The 16,571-nt window shown below is 72.9% G+C and carries 18 protein-coding genes; 8 read left to right on the top strand and 10 right to left on the bottom strand.

Translation table 11 applies throughout. The annotated features are described in order from the left end of the window. Positions 1 to 117 precede the first annotated feature (117 nt). Positions 118 to 762 (bottom strand): HAD family hydrolase, encoded by a 645-nt coding sequence (locus tag ABZU74_RS31700; RefSeq protein ID WP_355431705.1) that lies wholly within the window; start codon positions 760 to 762, stop codon positions 118 to 120. Between the two features lie 65 nt (positions 763 to 827). Beyond that, a complete protein-coding gene (locus ABZU74_RS31695) occupies positions 828 to 1,688 on the bottom strand; it encodes a carbon-nitrogen hydrolase family protein (RefSeq protein ID WP_355431703.1) in 861 nt (286 codons plus the stop codon). A gap of 77 nt (positions 1,689 to 1,765) precedes the next feature. Here ABZU74_RS31695 and ABZU74_RS31690 point away from each other — a divergent pair, with 77 nt between their 5' ends. The 6 genes from ABZU74_RS31690 to mug all read left to right on the top strand — a co-directional run bounded on the left by ABZU74_RS31690 (position 1,766) and on the right by mug (position 6,456). Continuing rightward, complete coding sequence (locus ABZU74_RS31690) at positions 1,766 to 2,338, top strand: TetR/AcrR family transcriptional regulator (protein WP_355431699.1); 573 nt, start codon at positions 1,766 to 1,768, stop codon at positions 2,336 to 2,338. An 81-nt stretch (positions 2,339 to 2,419) separates the two neighbouring features. Then, entirely contained in the window at positions 2,420 to 3,349 is a 930-nt protein-coding gene (locus ABZU74_RS31685) for a TIGR04222 domain-containing membrane protein (protein WP_355431696.1), read from the top strand. After that, positions 3,346 to 4,164: a DUF692 domain-containing protein gene (locus ABZU74_RS31680; RefSeq protein ID WP_355431693.1), complete on the top strand. Its 819-nt coding sequence runs from the start codon at positions 3,346 to 3,348 to the stop codon at positions 4,162 to 4,164. The genes ABZU74_RS31685 and ABZU74_RS31680 overlap by 4 nt, the downstream gene beginning before the upstream one ends. After that, positions 4,161 to 4,706: a hypothetical protein gene (locus ABZU74_RS31675; protein ID WP_355431690.1), complete on the top strand. Its 546-nt coding sequence runs from the start codon at positions 4,161 to 4,163 to the stop codon at positions 4,704 to 4,706. The genes ABZU74_RS31680 and ABZU74_RS31675 overlap by 4 nt, the downstream gene beginning before the upstream one ends. After that, positions 4,691 to 5,452, top strand: a complete 762-nt coding sequence (locus ABZU74_RS31670) for an SDR family oxidoreductase (protein ID WP_355431687.1) — start codon at positions 4,691 to 4,693, stop codon at positions 5,450 to 5,452. The genes ABZU74_RS31675 and ABZU74_RS31670 overlap by 16 nt, the downstream gene beginning before the upstream one ends. A 410-nt stretch (positions 5,453 to 5,862) precedes the next feature. Further along, a complete protein-coding gene (gene mug / locus ABZU74_RS31665) occupies positions 5,863 to 6,456 on the top strand; it encodes a G/U mismatch-specific DNA glycosylase (protein ID WP_355431740.1) in 594 nt (197 codons plus the stop codon). 140 nt (positions 6,457 to 6,596) lie between these two features. Here the strand turns inward: mug and ABZU74_RS31660 are convergent, their stop codons facing one another. The 3 genes from ABZU74_RS31660 to ABZU74_RS31650 form a co-directional block, all read right to left on the bottom strand. After that, a complete protein-coding gene (locus ABZU74_RS31660; protein ID WP_355431737.1) occupies positions 6,597 to 8,573 on the bottom strand; it encodes an ABC transporter ATP-binding protein in 1,977 nt (658 codons plus the stop codon). Between the two features lie 113 nt (positions 8,574 to 8,686). Further along, a complete protein-coding gene (locus tag ABZU74_RS31655; RefSeq protein ID WP_355431685.1) occupies positions 8,687 to 9,454 on the bottom strand; it encodes an enoyl-CoA hydratase/isomerase family protein in 768 nt (255 codons plus the stop codon). A 46-nt stretch (positions 9,455 to 9,500) separates the two neighbouring features. Further along, positions 9,501 to 9,728 carry a helix-turn-helix domain-containing protein gene (locus tag ABZU74_RS31650; RefSeq protein ID WP_007462679.1) on the bottom strand — a complete coding sequence of 76 codons (228 nt, stop codon included), beginning with the start codon at positions 9,726 to 9,728 and terminating at the stop codon, positions 9,501 to 9,503. 215 nt (positions 9,729 to 9,943) lie between these two features. Between ABZU74_RS31650 and ABZU74_RS31645 the strand changes: the two genes are divergently transcribed. Further along, complete coding sequence (locus tag ABZU74_RS31645; RefSeq protein ID WP_355431682.1) at positions 9,944 to 10,543, top strand: cadmium resistance transporter; 600 nt, start codon at positions 9,944 to 9,946, stop codon at positions 10,541 to 10,543. A gap of 30 nt (positions 10,544 to 10,573) precedes the next feature. Here ABZU74_RS31645 and ABZU74_RS31640 read toward each other — a convergent pair whose 3' ends face one another. Beyond that, the gene (locus tag ABZU74_RS31640) at positions 10,574 to 12,178 is read right to left on the bottom strand and encodes an ABC-F family ATP-binding cassette domain-containing protein (RefSeq protein ID WP_355431679.1); all 1,605 of its coding nucleotides are present in this window, start codon (positions 12,176 to 12,178) and stop codon (positions 10,574 to 10,576) included. Positions 12,179 to 12,441: 263 nt separating this feature from the next. Here ABZU74_RS31640 and ABZU74_RS31635 point away from each other — a divergent pair, with 263 nt between their 5' ends. Beyond that, entirely contained in the window at positions 12,442 to 13,362 is a 921-nt protein-coding gene (locus ABZU74_RS31635; RefSeq protein WP_355431675.1) for a neutral zinc metallopeptidase, read from the top strand. A gap of 84 nt (positions 13,363 to 13,446) precedes the next feature. Here the strand turns inward: ABZU74_RS31635 and ABZU74_RS31630 are convergent, their stop codons facing one another. From ABZU74_RS31630 to ABZU74_RS31615, 4 genes are all read right to left on the bottom strand, one after another. Beyond that, positions 13,447 to 13,908, bottom strand: coding sequence for a hypothetical protein (locus ABZU74_RS31630; RefSeq protein ID WP_355431673.1), 462 nt, complete (start codon positions 13,906 to 13,908; stop codon positions 13,447 to 13,449). A gap of 93 nt (positions 13,909 to 14,001) precedes the next feature. Further along, a complete protein-coding gene (locus ABZU74_RS31625; protein WP_355431670.1) occupies positions 14,002 to 14,649 on the bottom strand; it encodes an acVLRF1 family peptidyl-tRNA hydrolase in 648 nt (215 codons plus the stop codon). A gap of 141 nt (positions 14,650 to 14,790) precedes the next feature. Next, positions 14,791 to 15,423: a LysE family transporter gene (locus ABZU74_RS31620; protein ID WP_355431667.1), complete on the bottom strand. Its 633-nt coding sequence runs from the start codon at positions 15,421 to 15,423 to the stop codon at positions 14,791 to 14,793. Positions 15,424 to 15,752: 329 nt separating this feature from the next. Then, a complete protein-coding gene (locus ABZU74_RS31615; protein WP_355431664.1) occupies positions 15,753 to 16,343 on the bottom strand; it encodes a TIGR03086 family metal-binding protein in 591 nt (196 codons plus the stop codon). Positions 16,344 to 16,571: the final 228 nt, after the last annotated feature.

Below are 16,571 nucleotides of genomic sequence, written 5' to 3'. Positions count from 1 at the left end.
TCGACCGGGCACACGCCCGGGATGCACCATGCGCGGACAATGCTGGTACCACCACGGCGGCAGGTCAACCGAATTACCACGCCGCCCCCTTGGGGGCGACAGCCAGCGCGGGAGCCCTCAGCGGGCCAGGACGGTGGCGACCGCGGCGATCAACCCGTCCACGGTGCGGCTCGGCGCGAACCGGACGTCGGACCAGGTGCGCCCCCGGTGCAGCCAGACACTGGGCAGCCCGACGGCGGCGGCGCCACCGATGTCCGCCTCCGGGCTGTCACCGATCACCCACGCCCCCCGCAGCGGCATCCGGACCCGCTGGGCGGCGAGCGCGAAGATTCTCGGGTTGGGCTTGCTGACGCCGGCCTCTTCGGAGATCACCCAGTCCGCGACGTACTGGTCCAGCCCGGTCTGGCGAATCTTGGCGTCCTCGACGCGTACGGTGCCGTTGCAGACCACCACCGGCACCCAGCCGGCGTCGTCGGCGATCCGCAACGCGCAGGCGGTCAGCGGATCGAGCCGGGTCTGCGCCACCACCCCGTCGTGTAGCTCCTCGACCAGGTCGATCGAGGGAATGCGCAGCTCGTAACGGTCCCGGATGGCGTCGGCGAGGTCCCAGCGATCGGTGAGCCCGTCGGCGTCGATCGAGACCAACCAGTCGATGTCGGTGTGGGGCGCGCCGATGCTGTCCAGGAAGCGCTCACCCCAGCGGCGGAACGGCCCGGCCCGATCCAGCAGGGTGTTGTCCAGGTCCAGCAGGAGCAGTGGCACTCGCGCACCCTACGGGACCGACGTGTCCGCCAACAGATGCGGCGGGTATCGAGCTGGCGAAGGGCTCAGCCAGGCATCGACAGCCGCGGGCCGCCCTGGTCCGACAGCCGATCGACGAGCATCGAGTGGGCCGCCCGGGTGGCCGCGAGCACGGCGGGATCCAGCGTCGCCACGAGCACCGCCGCCCCGTCGTCCGCCCCGCGAACCAGCACCCGCCCCTCGGGGTCGTAGATGGCCGCGCCACCGTTGAACCGCCACGGGTCGACGCCGCCGACCGCGTTGGCGAAAACCACGAACATGGTGTTGTCCAGGGCACGCGCCGGGTAGTAGAGATCCCGGCGGTGCTCGGAGCCGGCCAGGTATCCGCTGGGGCACAGGTAGGCGTGTGCGCCGTCGAGGGCGGCGGCCCGGCCGTGCTCGGGAAAACAACCGTCGTAGCAGATGCCCAGCCCGAGTCGCCAGTCGTCGACGAGCAGCGTGGCACCCCGATCGCCGGGGGTGAACAGCTCCCGTTCGTCGCCCCACAACTGCTGCTTGTCGTACCCGACCCGCACCTCGCCGGTCTGGTCGACCACCAGCGCCGCGATGGTCCGCCGGCCGTCCGGGTGCCGGACGGCCGCGCCGACCAGCGCGGTGACGCCGGCCTCGCGCGCCGCGGCGCGCAGCGGGTCGAGCCGGGGATCCCCGACCATCCCGGCCGGATCGGCCGCGACGTCCGTGCCGGCCGGGTCGGCGGCGAGGACCGGCGGGTGGTACGCGCAGAGGAACAGCTCCGGCAGGACGGCCACCCGGGCGCCCCGCTCGCCGGCTCGGCGGACCAGGTCGGCGGCCATTACCGCGTTGCCGGCGACGTCGCCCGGCGTGGGGGTGGCCTGGACGGTGGCCACGGTCAGCGGTGAGCTGGGCAGGGTGCGGGGCTGGGTCACCGGGCGATGGTAATCCGTGACATCCCAAGCCGTACGTACGGTTTGCACGCCTCGGGGTGACCTGCGACGATCGACGTGTGCCCAGAGTAAGCCAGGACCAGCTCGACGCTCGCCGGCAGGAGATCCTCGCCGCGGCCCGGGCGTGTTTCGCCCGGCTCGGCTACGAGGGGGCGACCGTACGCCGCCTCGAGGAGGCCACCGGCCTGTCCCGTGGCGCGATCTTCCACCACTTCCGCGACAAGGACTCGCTCTTCCTGACCGTCGCCGAGGACGACGCCGCGGCCATGGTCGAGACGGTGGCCCGCAACGGTCTGGTGCAGGTGATGCGCGACCTGCTCGCCCGCGCCGTCTCCCCGGACACCACCGGCTGGCTGGGCAGTCAACTGGAGGTCTCCCGGCGGCTGCGCACCGACCCGGCGTTCGCCAAACGGTGGGCGGAGCGGTCCGCCGCGATCGCGGAGGCGACCCGGGACCGGCTGGCCCGCCAGCGCGACGCCGGGGTGCTGCGCGAGGACGTACCCATCGACGTGCTGGCCCAGTTCCTGGAGTTGGCCTACGACGGCTTGGTGCTGCACCTGGCCATGGGCCGACCGGCCGGTGACCTGGGCCCGGTGCTCGACCTCGTGGAGGAGGCGGTCCGCCGCCACTGACCGCTCGGGCACCGGTCGGCCGACCGTGGCGAGGCTGCTCCACAATGGGGCCGCCGATCCCTCCGGTGACAGGAGCAGTCGATGATCGTCCACGCCGCGTCCGGCGACACCTGGGGCATCTCCGGCCCGACCTTCCTCCGCTACTACCTCCTGGCGGCCGCGGTGGTGCTGGCCTTCGCGGTGTACCACCGGATCCGCCTCGCGGCCGGTACCGGGACCGTCCTGACCGCCGAGCCGCTCGGGCCGCAGCAGGTGGCGTACCTCAATGGTGGCCCGCAACTCGCCGTGCACGCCGCGCTCGGCGGGCTGCGCGGCAGCGGTGCGGTCGGCGTGCGACCGGACCGCCGATTGGCCACCAGCGGTCCCGCACCGTCCGGTCTCACCCCGCTGGAGCAGGCCATCCACTGGGCCGCCCACCGGCACGCGCGGGTCCGGGATCTGCCGCAGGACGAGCGCGTGCGCGTCGCGCTGCACCAGATCCGGTACGGCCTGGAGCAGCGCGGGCTGCTGACCGACGACGCGCAGCGCCGGCGTGCCCGCCTCTGGACCGGGATCCTGGCCGCCCTGCTGGGCCTCGGCGTGCTCCGGCTGTTCTCCGGCCTGTTCAACGGTCGCCCGGTCGGTTACCTGCTGCTGACCCTGGTTCCGCTGCTGATCATCACGTTGGTGCTGCGCCGGGCCCCCGTGCTCACCCGGGCCGGTCGAGCCGCGCTCCGTGGCGCCCGCCGCGAGCACACCCACCTCGCGCCGGCCTCCGCGCCCGCCTACGCCACCTACGGAGCGGCTGGCGCGGCGATGGGCGTGGCCCTGTACGGCACCGCCACGCTCTGGGCCCTCGACCCGGGCTTCGCCGAGCAGGCCGAGATTCAACGCCAGGCCGCCTCCGGCAGCGGCTGGACGGGAGGCTCCGACGGGTCCTCCGGCGGCGGGGACAGCTCCGGTGGGGACGGCGGCAGCTCCTGCGGCGGCGGTGGAGGCGGCGGGTGCGGGGGCGGGGGGTGCGGCGGATGACCGGCCCGTCCGGGATCGGCATCGGCTGGCGCCCGGAGATCGCCGGCTTCGTGGCCGAGCTGCCCGGCCTGCGCTTCGTCGAGGTGGTGGCCGAGGGGGTGCCCGTCTCCGGGCCGCTCCCGCCCGGCCTGACCCAGCTGCGGGAACGCGCGGTGACCGTCGTACCGCACGGGGTGCGGCTCTCCCTCGGCGGCGCCGAGCCGGTCGACCCGGCCCGGGTCGCCCACCTGGCCGCTGTGGCGCAACGCCTGGACGCCCCGCTGGTCAGCGAGCACATCGCGTTCGTCCGGGCCGGCGGCTTGGAGGCCGGCCACCTGCTGCCGCTGCCGCGCAGCCGTGAAGCCGTCGACGCGGTCTGCGCCAACGTGGCACGGGCACAGGCCGAGCTTCCGGTGCCGATCGCGCTGGAACCGATCGCCGCGTTGCTCGACTGGCCCGACGACGAGCTGGACGAGGCGGACTTCCTCACCGAGATCCTCGACCGGACCGGGGCGTTGCTGCTGCTGGACGTGGCCAACGTGCACGCCAACGCCCGCAACCGGGGCACCGATCCGCTGGCGTTGCTGGACCGTCTGCCGCTGGATCGGATCGCGTACGCCCACGTGGCCGGCGGTGCGGAGCACGGCGGTTTCTACCACGACACCCACACCGACCCGGTGCCGTCGGCGGTGCTGGAGCTGGTCGGCGCGCTCTGTGCCCGGCGGCGACCACCGGCGCTGCTGCTGGAACGCGACGGCCACTACCCGCCGGCCGCCGAACTCCGCACCGAACTGGACGCCCTGGCCGCCGCCGCGGGCTTCCCGGCCGTCACATGACCGGTGCACCCGACGGCGACCCCGTGCCGACGCCCCGCGCCGGGCTCGCCGAGCGACAGGCCGAACTGGTCGCGGCGCTGGTCGCCGGGGGCGCGCCACCGGCGGGGTTCGCGCCGGGCCCGCTGGCCGCCACCCGCGCGGCACTGCTGCGCAAGCGGGCCGGCGAGGTGGCCCGGCACTGGCCACTGCTCGCCGCCGGTCTCGGCGCCAGATGGTCGACCACCTTCGCCGACTGGGCCGCCCGGCGACCCACCGCCGGATCGCTGCGCGATGGTTGGGACCTGGCCCGGGCGCTGCGCGACCAGCACGCGCTCGCCCCGGCGGCCGCCGAGGAGTTGGCCGTCCGGGAGGCACGCCTGCGCTACGACGGGCACCGGGCGCCACGTCCGCGCCGGGCGCCGGCGGTGGGCCGCGCCGGCGGCGCCGTCGCGGTGCAGATCGCCGGCCGGGTACGCCTGCTGCGCCCCGCCCCACGGGTGCCCACCCGTGCTGGCGACGGGGTACCGGATGCGGCAGGATCGGAGTTATGGATCTCGGACTGACCGACCGTGTGTACGTCCTCACCGGCGCGTCCCGCGGCCTGGGTTACGCGACCGCGCAGTGCCTGGTCGCCGACGGTGCGCGGGTGGTGCTCTCGGCCCGGGACCCGGCCGCAGTGGCCGCCGCCGCAGAGCGGTTGGGTGGCCCGGAGCACGCCGTCGGGCTGACCGCCGACCTGGCCGACCCGGAGACCCCGGGGCAGCTCGTCGCCGCCGCTCAGGAGCACTTCGGCCGACTCGACGGCGCGCTGATCTCGGTCGGTGGGCCACCGCCGGGCAACGCCGCAGCGGTCACCGACGAGCAGTGGCGGCTCTCCTTCGAGACCGTCTTCCTGGGCACCATCCGCGCCGTACGCACGGTCGCCGGTGCCCTGCCCGAGGGCGGCGCGATCGGGCTGGTGCTCTCCACCTCGGCCCGTGGCCCGGTGCCCGGCCTGGGCATCTCCAACGGTCTGCGGCCCGGCCTGGTCGGCGCGGCCAAGGACATCGCCGACGACTACGGCCCGCGTGGGGTCCGGGTGGTCGGCCTGTTGCCCGGCCGCATCATGACCGATCGCAACCGGGAGTTGTTCGGAGCGACCGGCGACCCGGAGCGGGCCCGCGCCGAGGCGGAGGCCAGCATTCCACTGCGCCGCGTCGGCGACCCGGCCGAGTTCGGTCGGGTGGCCGCGTTCGTGCTCTCCCCCGCCGCGAGCTACCTGACCGGGCTCACCCTGCCGGTCGACGGCGGCGCGCTACGCGGGCTGTGACCGCCGACGGGGCCCGGCCTTCCCGTGCGGTGACGCCGCCCGAGCCGGCCCGTGCGGTGACGCCGCCCGAGCCGGCCCGTGCGGTGACGCCGCCCGAGCCGGCCCAGCCCGACTCCCCTGCGGTTGATCGACTCGGCTTAAAGGAAACCGGGCGGTCGACGCGACCAGGACACCCCGACTTCCAGGAACCCGAGTCGATCAACGGCCGGCCCACCGGACGGCCGGGACCCGGGGACCAGGCCGATCGTCACCCGACGGCGGCGGACAAGACGACCCGGCCCACCCGGGCCGAGCTGGCAGCGGCCAAGACGGCCAAGCCCACCCGGGCCGAGCTGGCAGCGGCCAAGACGACCGAGCCCACCCGGGCCGAGCTGGCAGCGGCCAAGACGACCAAGCCCACCCGGGCCGAGCTGGCAGCGGCCAAGACGACCAAGCCCACCCGGGCGGACCTGGCGGCAGCCGCTGGTCGGACCATTCCCGACGTCCTCGCGCCGGGGCTGGCGGTGCTCTTCGTCGGCATCAACCCGGGCCTGTGGTCGGCGGCGACGGGCTGGCACTTCGCTCGACCCGGCAACCGGTTCTGGCCCGCCCTGCACCGGGGCGGGTTCACCCCTCGGCTACTGCACCCCAGCGAGCAGGGCGAGCTGCCCTCGCTCGGGCTCGGCATCACCAACATGGCCGCCCGGGCCAGCGCCCGCGCGGACGAGCTGAGCACCGAGGAACTCCTCGACGGCGCGGCGATCCTGACCGACAAGGTGGCCCGGTACCGGCCGCGCTGGGTGGCCGTGGTGGGGGTGACCGCGTACCGGATCGGTTTTCAGCGGCCGAAGGCCACCTTCGGGCCGCAGCCGGAGTCGCTGGCCGGCGCCCGGCTGTGGGTGCTGCCCAACCCGAGCGGCCTGAACGCGCATTTCACACCGGTCACCCTGGGCCTGGCGTTCGCCGAGTTGCGGGCGGCGACCGGTCTGTCGGAGCGTCGAACCGCCGGACCATCCGACCGTTGATCGACTCGGTTTCCAGGAAGTCGGGCTGTCACCGTGACCAGGACACCCCGACTTCCAGGAACCCGAGTCGATCAACGCCGCGCAGCGGGTCAACGCCGCGCAGCCGTCAACGCCGCGCAGCCGTCAACGCCGCGCAGCCGTCAGTTGGCGGCGGCGGGTGGCAGTACCTCGTCGGCGCGGTAGGTGCCCAGCGGCATGACCACCGGCTCGGCGCCGGTCGCGTCGACGAACGGGGTGGGCGAGTCGGCGACCGCGAACTGGGTCCGGTAGAGCTCGGCGTAGAGCCCACCGACCGCGACCAACTCCTCGTGCCGCCCCCGCTCGACGATCCGCCCACCATCGAGGACCAGGATCTGATCGGCGTCGCGCACTGTGGAGAGCCGGTGCGCGATCACCAGTGCGGTACGCCCGGCCAGCGCCACCGACAGCGCCCGCTGCACCGCCGCCTCGCTCTCCGAATCCAGGTGGGCTGTCGCCTCGTCGAGGATCACGATCGACGGAGCCTTGAGCAGGAGTCGCGCGATGGCGATGCGCTGCTTCTCACCACCGGAGAACCGGTAGCCGCGCTCCCCCACAGTGGTGTCCAGACCGTCGGGCAGCGCCCGGACCAGGTCGGCCACCTGCGCCCCGGCCAGTGCGGCCCAGATCTCGTCGTCGGTGGCGTCCGGCTTGGCGTAGCGGAGGTTCTCGGCGATCGTCTCGTGGAACAGGTGCGAATCCTGTGTGACCACACCGATCTCGTCCCGCAGCGAGGCGAGCGTCGCGTCGCGCACGTCCACCCCGCCGACGAGCACCTGCCCGTCGGTGACGTCGTAGATCCGGGAGATGAGCATCGACAGCGTCGACTTGCCGGCCCCGGACGGGCCGACCAGCGCGACCATCTGCCCCGGCTCGACGCTGAACGAGACCCCCTTGAGCACAGGTTCGTTGACGGTCCGGTCGAGCGTGGCGACCTCCTCCAACGAGGCGAGGGAGATCTCGGCGGCGCTCGGGTAGCGGAAACGCACGTCGCGGAAGTCGACCCGGCCGGCGCCCCGGGGCACCGGCACCGCGTCGGGCTTCTCCACGATGCCCGGCTTGAGGTCGAGCACCTCGAAGACCCGGTCGAAGGAGACCAGCGCGCTCATCACGTCCACCCGGACGTTGGAGAGCGCGGTGAGCGGGCCGTAGAGGCGGGTGAGCAGCAGCGCGAGCGTCACCACGGTGCCGGCGCTGACGCCGCCGGTCACCGCGAGCCAGCCGCCGAGACCGTAGGTGAGCGCCTGCGCCAGTGAGGCGACCAGCAGCATCGCCACGAAGAACGTGCGGGAGTACATCGCGGACTGGATGCCGATGTCGCGGACCCGCTCGGCCCGGTCGGCGAACCGGCGGGCCTCGATCTCGGGCTGGCCGAAGAGCTTCACCAGCAGCGCGCCGGCCACCCCGAACCGCTCGGTCATCGTCGCGTTCATCTTGGCGTCGAGGTTGTACGCCTCGCGGGTGATGTCCGCCAGCCGTCGACCGACCCGGCGGGCCGGAATGATGAAGATCGGCAGCAGCACCAGTGAGAGCGCGGTGATCTGCCAGGAGAGGGTGAACATCACCGCCGCGGTGAGCACCAACTGGATGACGTTGCTGACCACACCGGACAGGGTGGAGGTGAACGCCCGCTGGGCGCCGAGCACGTCGTTGTTGAGCCTGCTGACCAGGGCACCGGTCTGGGTACGGGTGAAGAACTGCAACGGCATCCGCTGCACGTGGTCGTAGACCCGGGTGCGCAGGTTGAGGATGATGCCCTCGCCGATGCGGGCCGAATACCACCGTTGGGCCAGCGACAGGAGCGCGTCGGCGACCGCCAGCGCGGCGATGAACAGGGCCAGCCGCACCACGAGCCGGCCGGCCTCGGTGCCGCCCCGGTTGATCGCGTTGATCACGTCACCGGCGAGCACCGGAGTGGCCACGCCGATGATGGCGGCCAACACCACGGTTGCCAGGAACACGACGATGTCGCGCCGGTAGGGCTGGGCGAAGGCGACGATGCGACGGGCCACCCCGCGCTTGAGCCGGTGGGTGGAGACCTCGTCGCGGTTGCGCATCGACCGGAGCATGCTCCACCCGACCATGCCACCGCCGGACATCGGGTTGGACATCGCTCACCTCCGGGTTGCCGGGCAGACCGCACCGTCAGGTCAATTCTCCCGACGAGTGTGACAACCTCTGTCGTAACCCGGATCTTCCCGTGCGGTCCTTACTATTCTCCCCTGCCGGCCAGGTCGCGCAGCCGACGGGTCTGCGCCTCCCGCTCAGCGCGCTGCTGGTCGGCGTGCGACCGCCCGGCCGCCCCGGCGAGCAACGCCTTGATCTCCACCACCGCGTCCCGGGCCCCGGCGAGCAGGCCGGCGGTCAGGTCGCGCACCGCGCCGTCCAACTCCGCCGGAGGCACGACCAGGGTGGCCAGCCCGATCCGGTCCGCCTCGGCGGCGTCCAACGGGCGGCCGGTCGCACAGATCTCCAACGCCCGCGAATAGCCGACCAACTCGACAAGGCGCTTCGTGCCGGCCAGATCGGGCACCAGGCCAAGGGTCACCTCGGCCATCGACAGCTTCGCGTCCGCGGACAGCACTCGCAGGTCACAGGCGAGCGCGAGCTGGAAGCCGGCACCGATCGCGTGACCCTGCACGGCCGCGACGGAAACGACATCCGGCCGGTGCAGCCAGGTGAAACCGGCCTGGAACTCCGCGATGCGCTCGGCGCACTCCTGCTCGGGCAGCGTGGCCAACTCGGCGAACGACCCCGGGCCGGAGGCGCCAGCCACCGCGAGATCGAGGCCGGCCGAGAACGCGCGACCTTCACCGCGGACCACCACCACCCGCACGTCGCCGGGCAGGTCACGGGAGAAGTCGCTCATCGCTCGCCACATCGCGGGCGTCTGGGCATTGAGCACGTCGGGCCGGCACAACGTCACCGTGGCGACCGGCCCGTCGCAAGTCAGCCGAACCCCGGTCGCCTCGGCGGTCACCGGACGTCCCGGGGCGCGGCGCTGGTGGACGACGCTGAGGGGCGGGTCACGCCTTCTTGCGGCGCCGGGCACCACCGCGCTGACGCAGCTGCACGCCGGACTCGGTGAGCACTCGGTGGATGAACCCGTAGGAACGGCCGGTCGAGGCCGCCAACGCGCGGATGCTCTCCCCCGAGGTGTACCGCTTTACCAGGTCCTTGGCGAGCGTCTGACGCTCGGCTCCGACGATCCGGCGACCCTTCTCAGTGCTGGTGGCTGTGCCAGTGGCTGCCATGCTGTGTCCTCACGTCCCAGACTGTGCGGTTCGGATACGGTCCCACCTATTAGACCGCCTCGAACGATCATGCGCCAGATATCAACTCTTCGCCAACCGACACGCTATGCAATGTCAGCTTCCCGATAGAGTGATCCTGGCGATCGGGCCCGCCGCGCCGTCCGGGCGTACCACCGCCGGGAGCTGACGCTGCCGACGGCCCGTACCCTTCGGTCGTGATCGACCTGTTCAGCACCGCTGGCGCGGCGGCCGTGGTCTTCGCCGCCACCGACATCGACGACATCGTCATCCTGACGCTGTTCTTCGTCGCGGCCCGCACCACCGGAAAACCCCGCACCTGGGAAATCGTCGCCGGACAATACCTCGGCATCGGCGCGCTCGCGGTGGCCAGCGCGGTGATCGCGGGTGGGCTCCTGGTCGTGCCCGACCCGTGGACGGGGTTGCTCGGCCTGCTGCCGATCGCGCTCGGCGTACGCGCGCTGCGGGGTTCGGCTGACGACGAGACGCCCGCGGTCGTCACCGGAGCGCTCGGCGTGGCCGGGGTAACGATCGCGAACGGGGCCGACAACGTCGCGGTCTACGTACCCGTCTTCCGCGCCCTCGGTATCGCCGACAGCGCGGTGTTCCTGCTGATCTTCGTGCTGCTGATCGCGCTCTGGTGCGTGGCCGCGGCCTGGCTGGGCAGGCACCGGAGGGTGGTGCGGCTGGTCGAGCGGGCCGGCGCCTGGCTGGTGCCGACGATCTTCATCGCCATCGGGCTGGTGATCCTGGTCAGCTCCGGCGTGCTCGGTCGGCTGGCCGACCTGCTCGGCTGAGAGCCGGCCGGGTCGGCGAGCCGTCCCCGGTCAGGCCAGCTCGACCAGTTCGAGCAGGTCGTCGCTCCAGGCGTCCTCGTCGCCGTCGGGCAGCAGGATGGCTCGGTCGGGCTTGAGCGCCAGCACCGCACCCGGGTCGTGGGTGACCAGGACGATCGCGCCCGGGTAATTGGCGATGGCGTCGAGCACCTGCTCCCGGCTGACCGGGTCGAGGTTGTTCGTCGGCTCGTCGAGCAACAGCACGTTGGCACCGGAACAGACCAGGGTGGACAGGGCCAGCCGGGTCTTCTCGCCACCGGAGAGCACGCCGGCCGGCTTGTTCACGTCGTCACCGGAGAACAGGAACGCGCCAAGGATCTTGCGCAGGTCGGTGTCGGACTGCTCGACGGCGGCGGCGCGCATGTTCTCCAGGACCGTCCGCTCCACGTCCAGCGTCTCGTGCTCCTGGGCGTAGTAGCCCAGCCGCAGGCCGTGCCCCGCGTGCACCTCGCCGGTGTCCGGGGTGAGCAGCCCACCGAGCATCCGCAGCAGGGTCGTCTTGCCGGCGCCGTTGAGCCCGAGGATGGCCACCCGGGAGCCCCGGTCCACCGCGACGTTGACGTCGGTGAAGATCTCCAGCGAGCCGTACGACTTGGAGAGGCCGGTGGCCGTGAGCGGGGTCTTGCCGCACGGGGCGGGGCTGGGGAAACGCACCTTGGCCACCCGGTCGGCGACCCGCACCTCCTCCAGGCCGGAGATCAGCTTCTCGGCACGACGGGCCATGTTCTGCGCGGCCACGGTCTTGGTGGCCTTGGCCCGCATCTTGTCGGCCTGCGCCATCAGCGCGCCGGCCTTCTTCTCCGCGTTGGCCCGCTCGCGGCGGCGACGCCGCTCGTCGGTCTCGCGCGCCTCCAGGTACGCCTTCCAACCGAGGTTGTACACGTCGATGACCGACCGGGTGGCGTCGAGGAACCAGACCTTGTTGACCACCGACTCCAGCAGCGCGCCGTCGTGGGAGATCACGATCAGGCCGCCCTTGTGGTTGGCGAGGAAGCCCCGCAGCCAGGTGATCGAGTCGGCGTCGAGGTGGTTGGTGGGCTCGTCGAGCAGCAGGATGCCGCCGCCGTTCTCGCCGGCGTCGCGGAACAGGATCCGGGCGAGTTCGATGCGGCGACGCTGACCGCCGGAGAGGGTGCCGATGGTCTGCGCGAGCGCCCGGTCCGGTAGGCCGAGGTTGGCGCAGATCCGCGCGGCCTCAGCCTCGGCCGCGTACCCTCCGAGGGCGGCGAACTGGTCCTCCAGCGCGCCGTACCGGCGGACCAGCTTGTCGTTGGCGTCCTCGGCGAGGCGGGCCTCGACCTCCTGCATCTGCGCCATCAGCACGTCCAGCCCGCGCGCGGAGAGCACCCGGTCGCGGCCGGTGACCTCCAGGTCGCCCGTGCGCGGGTCCTGCGGCAGGTAGCCGATGGCGCTGCGCTGGTCGATCTGGCCGCCGTACGGCTGCCCCTCGCCGGCGAGCACCTTCAGCGTGGTGGTCTTGCCGGCGCCGTTGCGACCGACCAGGCCGATCCGATCACCGGGCTGCACGCGCAGCGTGGTGTCGGACAGCAGGATCCGGGAACCGGCACGCAGTTCCAGGCCGGTGGCAGTGATCATGTTTGCGGGCTCGCTCTCGGGGTTCGGAAGGCTGACTCGGGGCACGCGAAACGGCCGGCGGGCTCAAGGGGCCCGACGGCGCGGGGCGGTTCAGCCTTCGCAGCGCAGCACCTGACAAGTGTACCGGGCGCCGCCGAACGGCCCGCCCGGATTACCGATCAAGATCATCGGGTACCGGAACGCCTGTCCGGACCCCGTCCGGCACTCGATGGACCAAACGACACACAAAAGACACTTACCGGCATACGGCGATCGGGGTCACCATGGAACTCAACGAGCGGGCCGAAATTGACACCTCCCAGGTCAACGACGTGGGCCGAGGCGGCGGATCCGGCGGCGGCTTCGGCATCCCGATCCCCGGAGGCGGCGGTCGAGGCGGCATCATCGGCATCGTGGTGGCCGTGCTCGTCGCGCTGCTCGGCGGCGGCTTCGGCCTCAACGCCATGACCAACGGCGACGAGGGCGGTCAGGCCGGCGGCACCGACCTGGAGCAGCTGTGCTCCCGCGACAACCCCGAACGCCTCGACGACGCGCGCTGCCGCAACGCGCTCTACGTCAACAGCATCCAGGCCTACTGGCAGAAGGCGTACCCGGAGCTGGGCAACGGAAAGTACGAGCCGACCGACACCAACTTCTTCCAGGCCGCCGTGAACACCGGCTGCGGGCAGGCCGACTCGGGCGTCGGCCCGTTCTACTGCCCCGCCGACAAGCAGGTGTACATCGACCTGAGCTTCTACGACGAGCTGGCCTCCCGATTCGGCGCCAAGGGTGAGTTCGCCCAGCCCTACGTGCTCGCCCACGAGTACGGACACCACATCCAGAACCTCCTCGGCACCAACGCGAAGGCCGGCCAGGGCGACCAGAGCGGCCCCCGCTCCGCCTCCGTGCGGCTGGAGTTGCAGGCCGACTGCTACGCCGGCGCCTGGGCCAAGCACGCCACCGAGAGCAAGGACAAGACCGGCCAGGAACCGCTGTTCAAGTCCATCACCCAGACCGACATCAGCGAGGCCGTGCAGGCCGCCGAGGCGATCGGCGACGACAGCATCCAGGAGCGCTCCGGCGGCCGGGTCAACCCCGACCAGTTCACCCACGGCACGTCCGAGCAGCGCAAGCGCTGGTTCACCCAGGGCTACGACCGCGGCGACCCGAAGACCTGCGACACCTTCGGCACCGACCAGCTCTGACCTCGCCCCGAGATCGTGGCAGGCCCCTCGGCGGGCCTGCCACGATCGCCGTTCCCACCCTGGGGGCGGAGGGAAACTTCCGGGTCAGGTGAGCCGCGAAACCTGGTAGTGGCCAATGAGCCACTCGCCGTCGACCCGCCGCAGGAGCACACCGAGGTTGACGGTCAGCGCCGGCCGGTCGGTGAAGCCGAACTCCACCTCCAGGTAGCCGAGGACCACGTCGTCGGCGAGACGGCGGATCTCCCGGATGTCGTACGCGGCGGTCAGCCCGAGCGGCTGACCGGCGTAGTACGCGGCCACACCGGCAGGACCAACCGTGTACGGCTGCAGTCCCTGGAAGATCGCATCGTCGGTGAAGCACGCCGCGACCCGATCGGGCTCGTGGGCGTCGACAGCCGATTTCCACCGGTCGAGGACGGTACGCAGAATCTGGGCCTCGGACATGATGATCTCCCTGTTGACGGACGTGTCCCACGGCATCCGGTGACGCCCTCGTCCGAGGTTTTCCTGCGGCACCGTCGTCACCATGTCAACCAGGAACTCCACGCGCCCATCCTCCGGCCGCCAGCCGGGCGGCACGCCGCGAACCCCGTTTCGGGTGGCGGTCCTCTCCCCCTCCGAGATCGGGGAGCACCGAGGTCAGTCGGGGTCGCGCACCAGGATCCGTACCGCCCGGGCCGCGCCCACCGCCGCGACCAGCACCGCGTGCCGCGGCTCCGGCACGTCGAGCAACCGCTCCGCCCGCAACGGCACGAGCAGGGCCAACCGCCGGTCGGCCAGCACCCCGTCCACCGCCCGCCGGTCACCGCCGCAGACCAGCGCGGCAAGCGTCGCCGCCTGCGGCAACAGCAGCCGTACGGCCAGGTCCGCCGCGTCACCCAGCGCCGCCTTCGCCTGGTTGTCGCGTCGGCGGGCGAACCGGTGCTGCGACCATCCCCCCGCCGCAGTGCGCCCCTGCACATACCGGGTGTCCACCTTGGAGACGACGAGGTCGGCGCCCTCGGCCACCCCGAGCGCCACCGCGCCCTTGCGGGCCAGCAGCAGGCCGATCCGGCGGGGCATGACGGCGGAGGTCACGAACCCGGTCAGATCCACGCCGGCCGGCGCACCCGGTGGGGCGTGCAGCTCGGCGGTTGCCCCGTCCGGGGCGGCGAGCAGCAGGCCGTACTCCCGCGCGCTGGTGGTGGCCGGCCCGTGCCGGTCGGCGAAGCCCTCGACCCAGCGGCCCACACGGGCCGGGTCGACCTCGACCCACCGGCCTCCGCCGGCTGCGGGTCGACTGGTCACCGCCCGACCGTACGGCACAGCGAACCCGCCCGGGCCCCCGGGCGGCACGCAGGCCCGGCCCGGCCCGGTCCGGCCGCCCCGGCACCGCCCGGCAGCCCTCGGCCCGGCCCAGGCGGCCCCGGCACGGTCCGGCGTTGACCTCTAGCCCGGAAGCAGCCCGGCCACCGCCAGCGCGGCGATGAGCGCGCTGGAGACCAGACCGGTGACCAGTCGGCCGCGCCGCCCGGTCAGCGCCCGGCCGACCACTGTGCCACCGCCGGCGATGACCAGTTGCCAGCTCGCCGACGCCAGGAACACCCCGGCCACGAAAAGCGCCACGGGGAGCACCCCCGAGTCGGCCGCATCCCGACGGCCGAGCACCAGCGCGGTGAAGTAGAGCACCGTCATCGGATTCAGCAGGGTCAACCCGAGCAGCGCCGCGTAGGCCCGCCCCGGAGTGCTCATGCCCCCACCGTCGCGTGCCGTCGGCGGTCGCCGCGAGCGGTGCGCCGACCACGTCCGCCAGAGGCCGTGCGCGGCGAGACCCAGCAGGACCACGGCGGCGACCACCCGCAGTGGTCCGGCGACCGGCGCGATGGTCCCGGCCAGGCCGGCACCGCCGAGCACGGCCACCGCCGCGTAGAGCCCGTCGGCCGTCGCCACGGCGAGCGCCGCGGCCGCACCAACCCGAAACGAGGTACGGGCGCTGAGCCCCAGAATGAGAATTGCGATCGCGCCGACGGGAATGGCGACGCCGTAGCCGGCCACGAGACCGGCGAGGAACGCGCCGCTCACGACAGCGGACGACGGATCGAGGCGCGCCCGGGCACGGTGCGCTGTCGACGCACGGCCGTGGCCGCACGGACAGGAACCTGCTTCGGGTACGCCTCAGTCACCCCGCCATCCTGGCCGTCGCAGCGGCCCGCCGCCACAGATTTCCGCCCCGCGGCCCCCGCACGGCATCATGCCCCCGCGCGGCCTCACGCCCCGCCCCGCGGGGGCCTCGGGTGGGGGCGCCGAATGAGATCGTGCTCGATCCTGGTTCCAGTGGCATCCCAGGTTGGGCGATGCCACTCGATCCTGGATCGAGCACGATCTCCGGGCCGAGCCTGGCTTTCAGTCGGTCAGCGGGGGTCGCGACCGAGGTAGGAGAGCAGGGCGGCGACCTCGTCGGCCTCCAGAGCGGGGTCGATCGCCGGGGCGTACGCGCCGTAGGCCCGCAGCGGCTCGACGATCTGCCGGGCCACCACCAGCAGGGGGCGGGCCAGTTCAGCGCCGAGTGGGGACGGCTGGCCGGTGGCCACGGCGATGTCCCACGCGTGCACTGCCGCGTCCAGTGCGCATGCTACGGCGCCGACCTCGGCCGGCAGCTTGCCCTGGGGCAGCGGCGTGGGCACCGCCGGGTCGTCGTCGGCGACACCCCTCCAAGCGCGAGCGGATGCGTCGAGGGCAGCGCGCAGGCCGGCCAGCTTGTCACCGTCGATCCGACCGGAGGGCGCGAACGGGTCCTCCGCCGGACCCGACCCGCCCTCGATCGCCGCCGCGTAGGCGAGCTGGTCGCCGGCCGCGTGTTGAAGCACCTGGGTGACGTTCCACCGCTCGCACGGGGTGGGCCGCTCCCAGCCGTCGGCCGGAACCCCCGCAACGGCCGTTCGAAGCGCCTCGTGCGCCTCGTCGAGCACGATCCGCCACTGCCCCGCTGCCATCTCGCTCATCGCCCTGCCCTCTCCGCCGGCCTCCAGCGAGCCACCTCACCCGCTGTCAGAGCGGAATATTCCGCTCCGTTTCATGAGACCAGCCTAGCAGACCGGAATGATCCGTTCCACTAATTTCGGCGCTGGCTGGGAACGCGTCGAGCGCGGCACCCGTCCGGGGCGCCCCGCCGCGAAGGGGGGGGGCGGGAGAACGTGGTGGCGAGGGGGCGGGGGGGGGGCCGCCCCACC

The organism is Micromonospora sp. NPDC005171 (assembly GCF_040608575.1).
In the GTDB taxonomy this organism is placed as follows: domain Bacteria; phylum Actinomycetota; class Actinomycetes; order Mycobacteriales; family Micromonosporaceae; genus Micromonospora.
The sequence above is the reverse complement of the archived record's forward strand: the minus strand, read 5'-3'. Positions and strand labels throughout refer to the sequence as shown.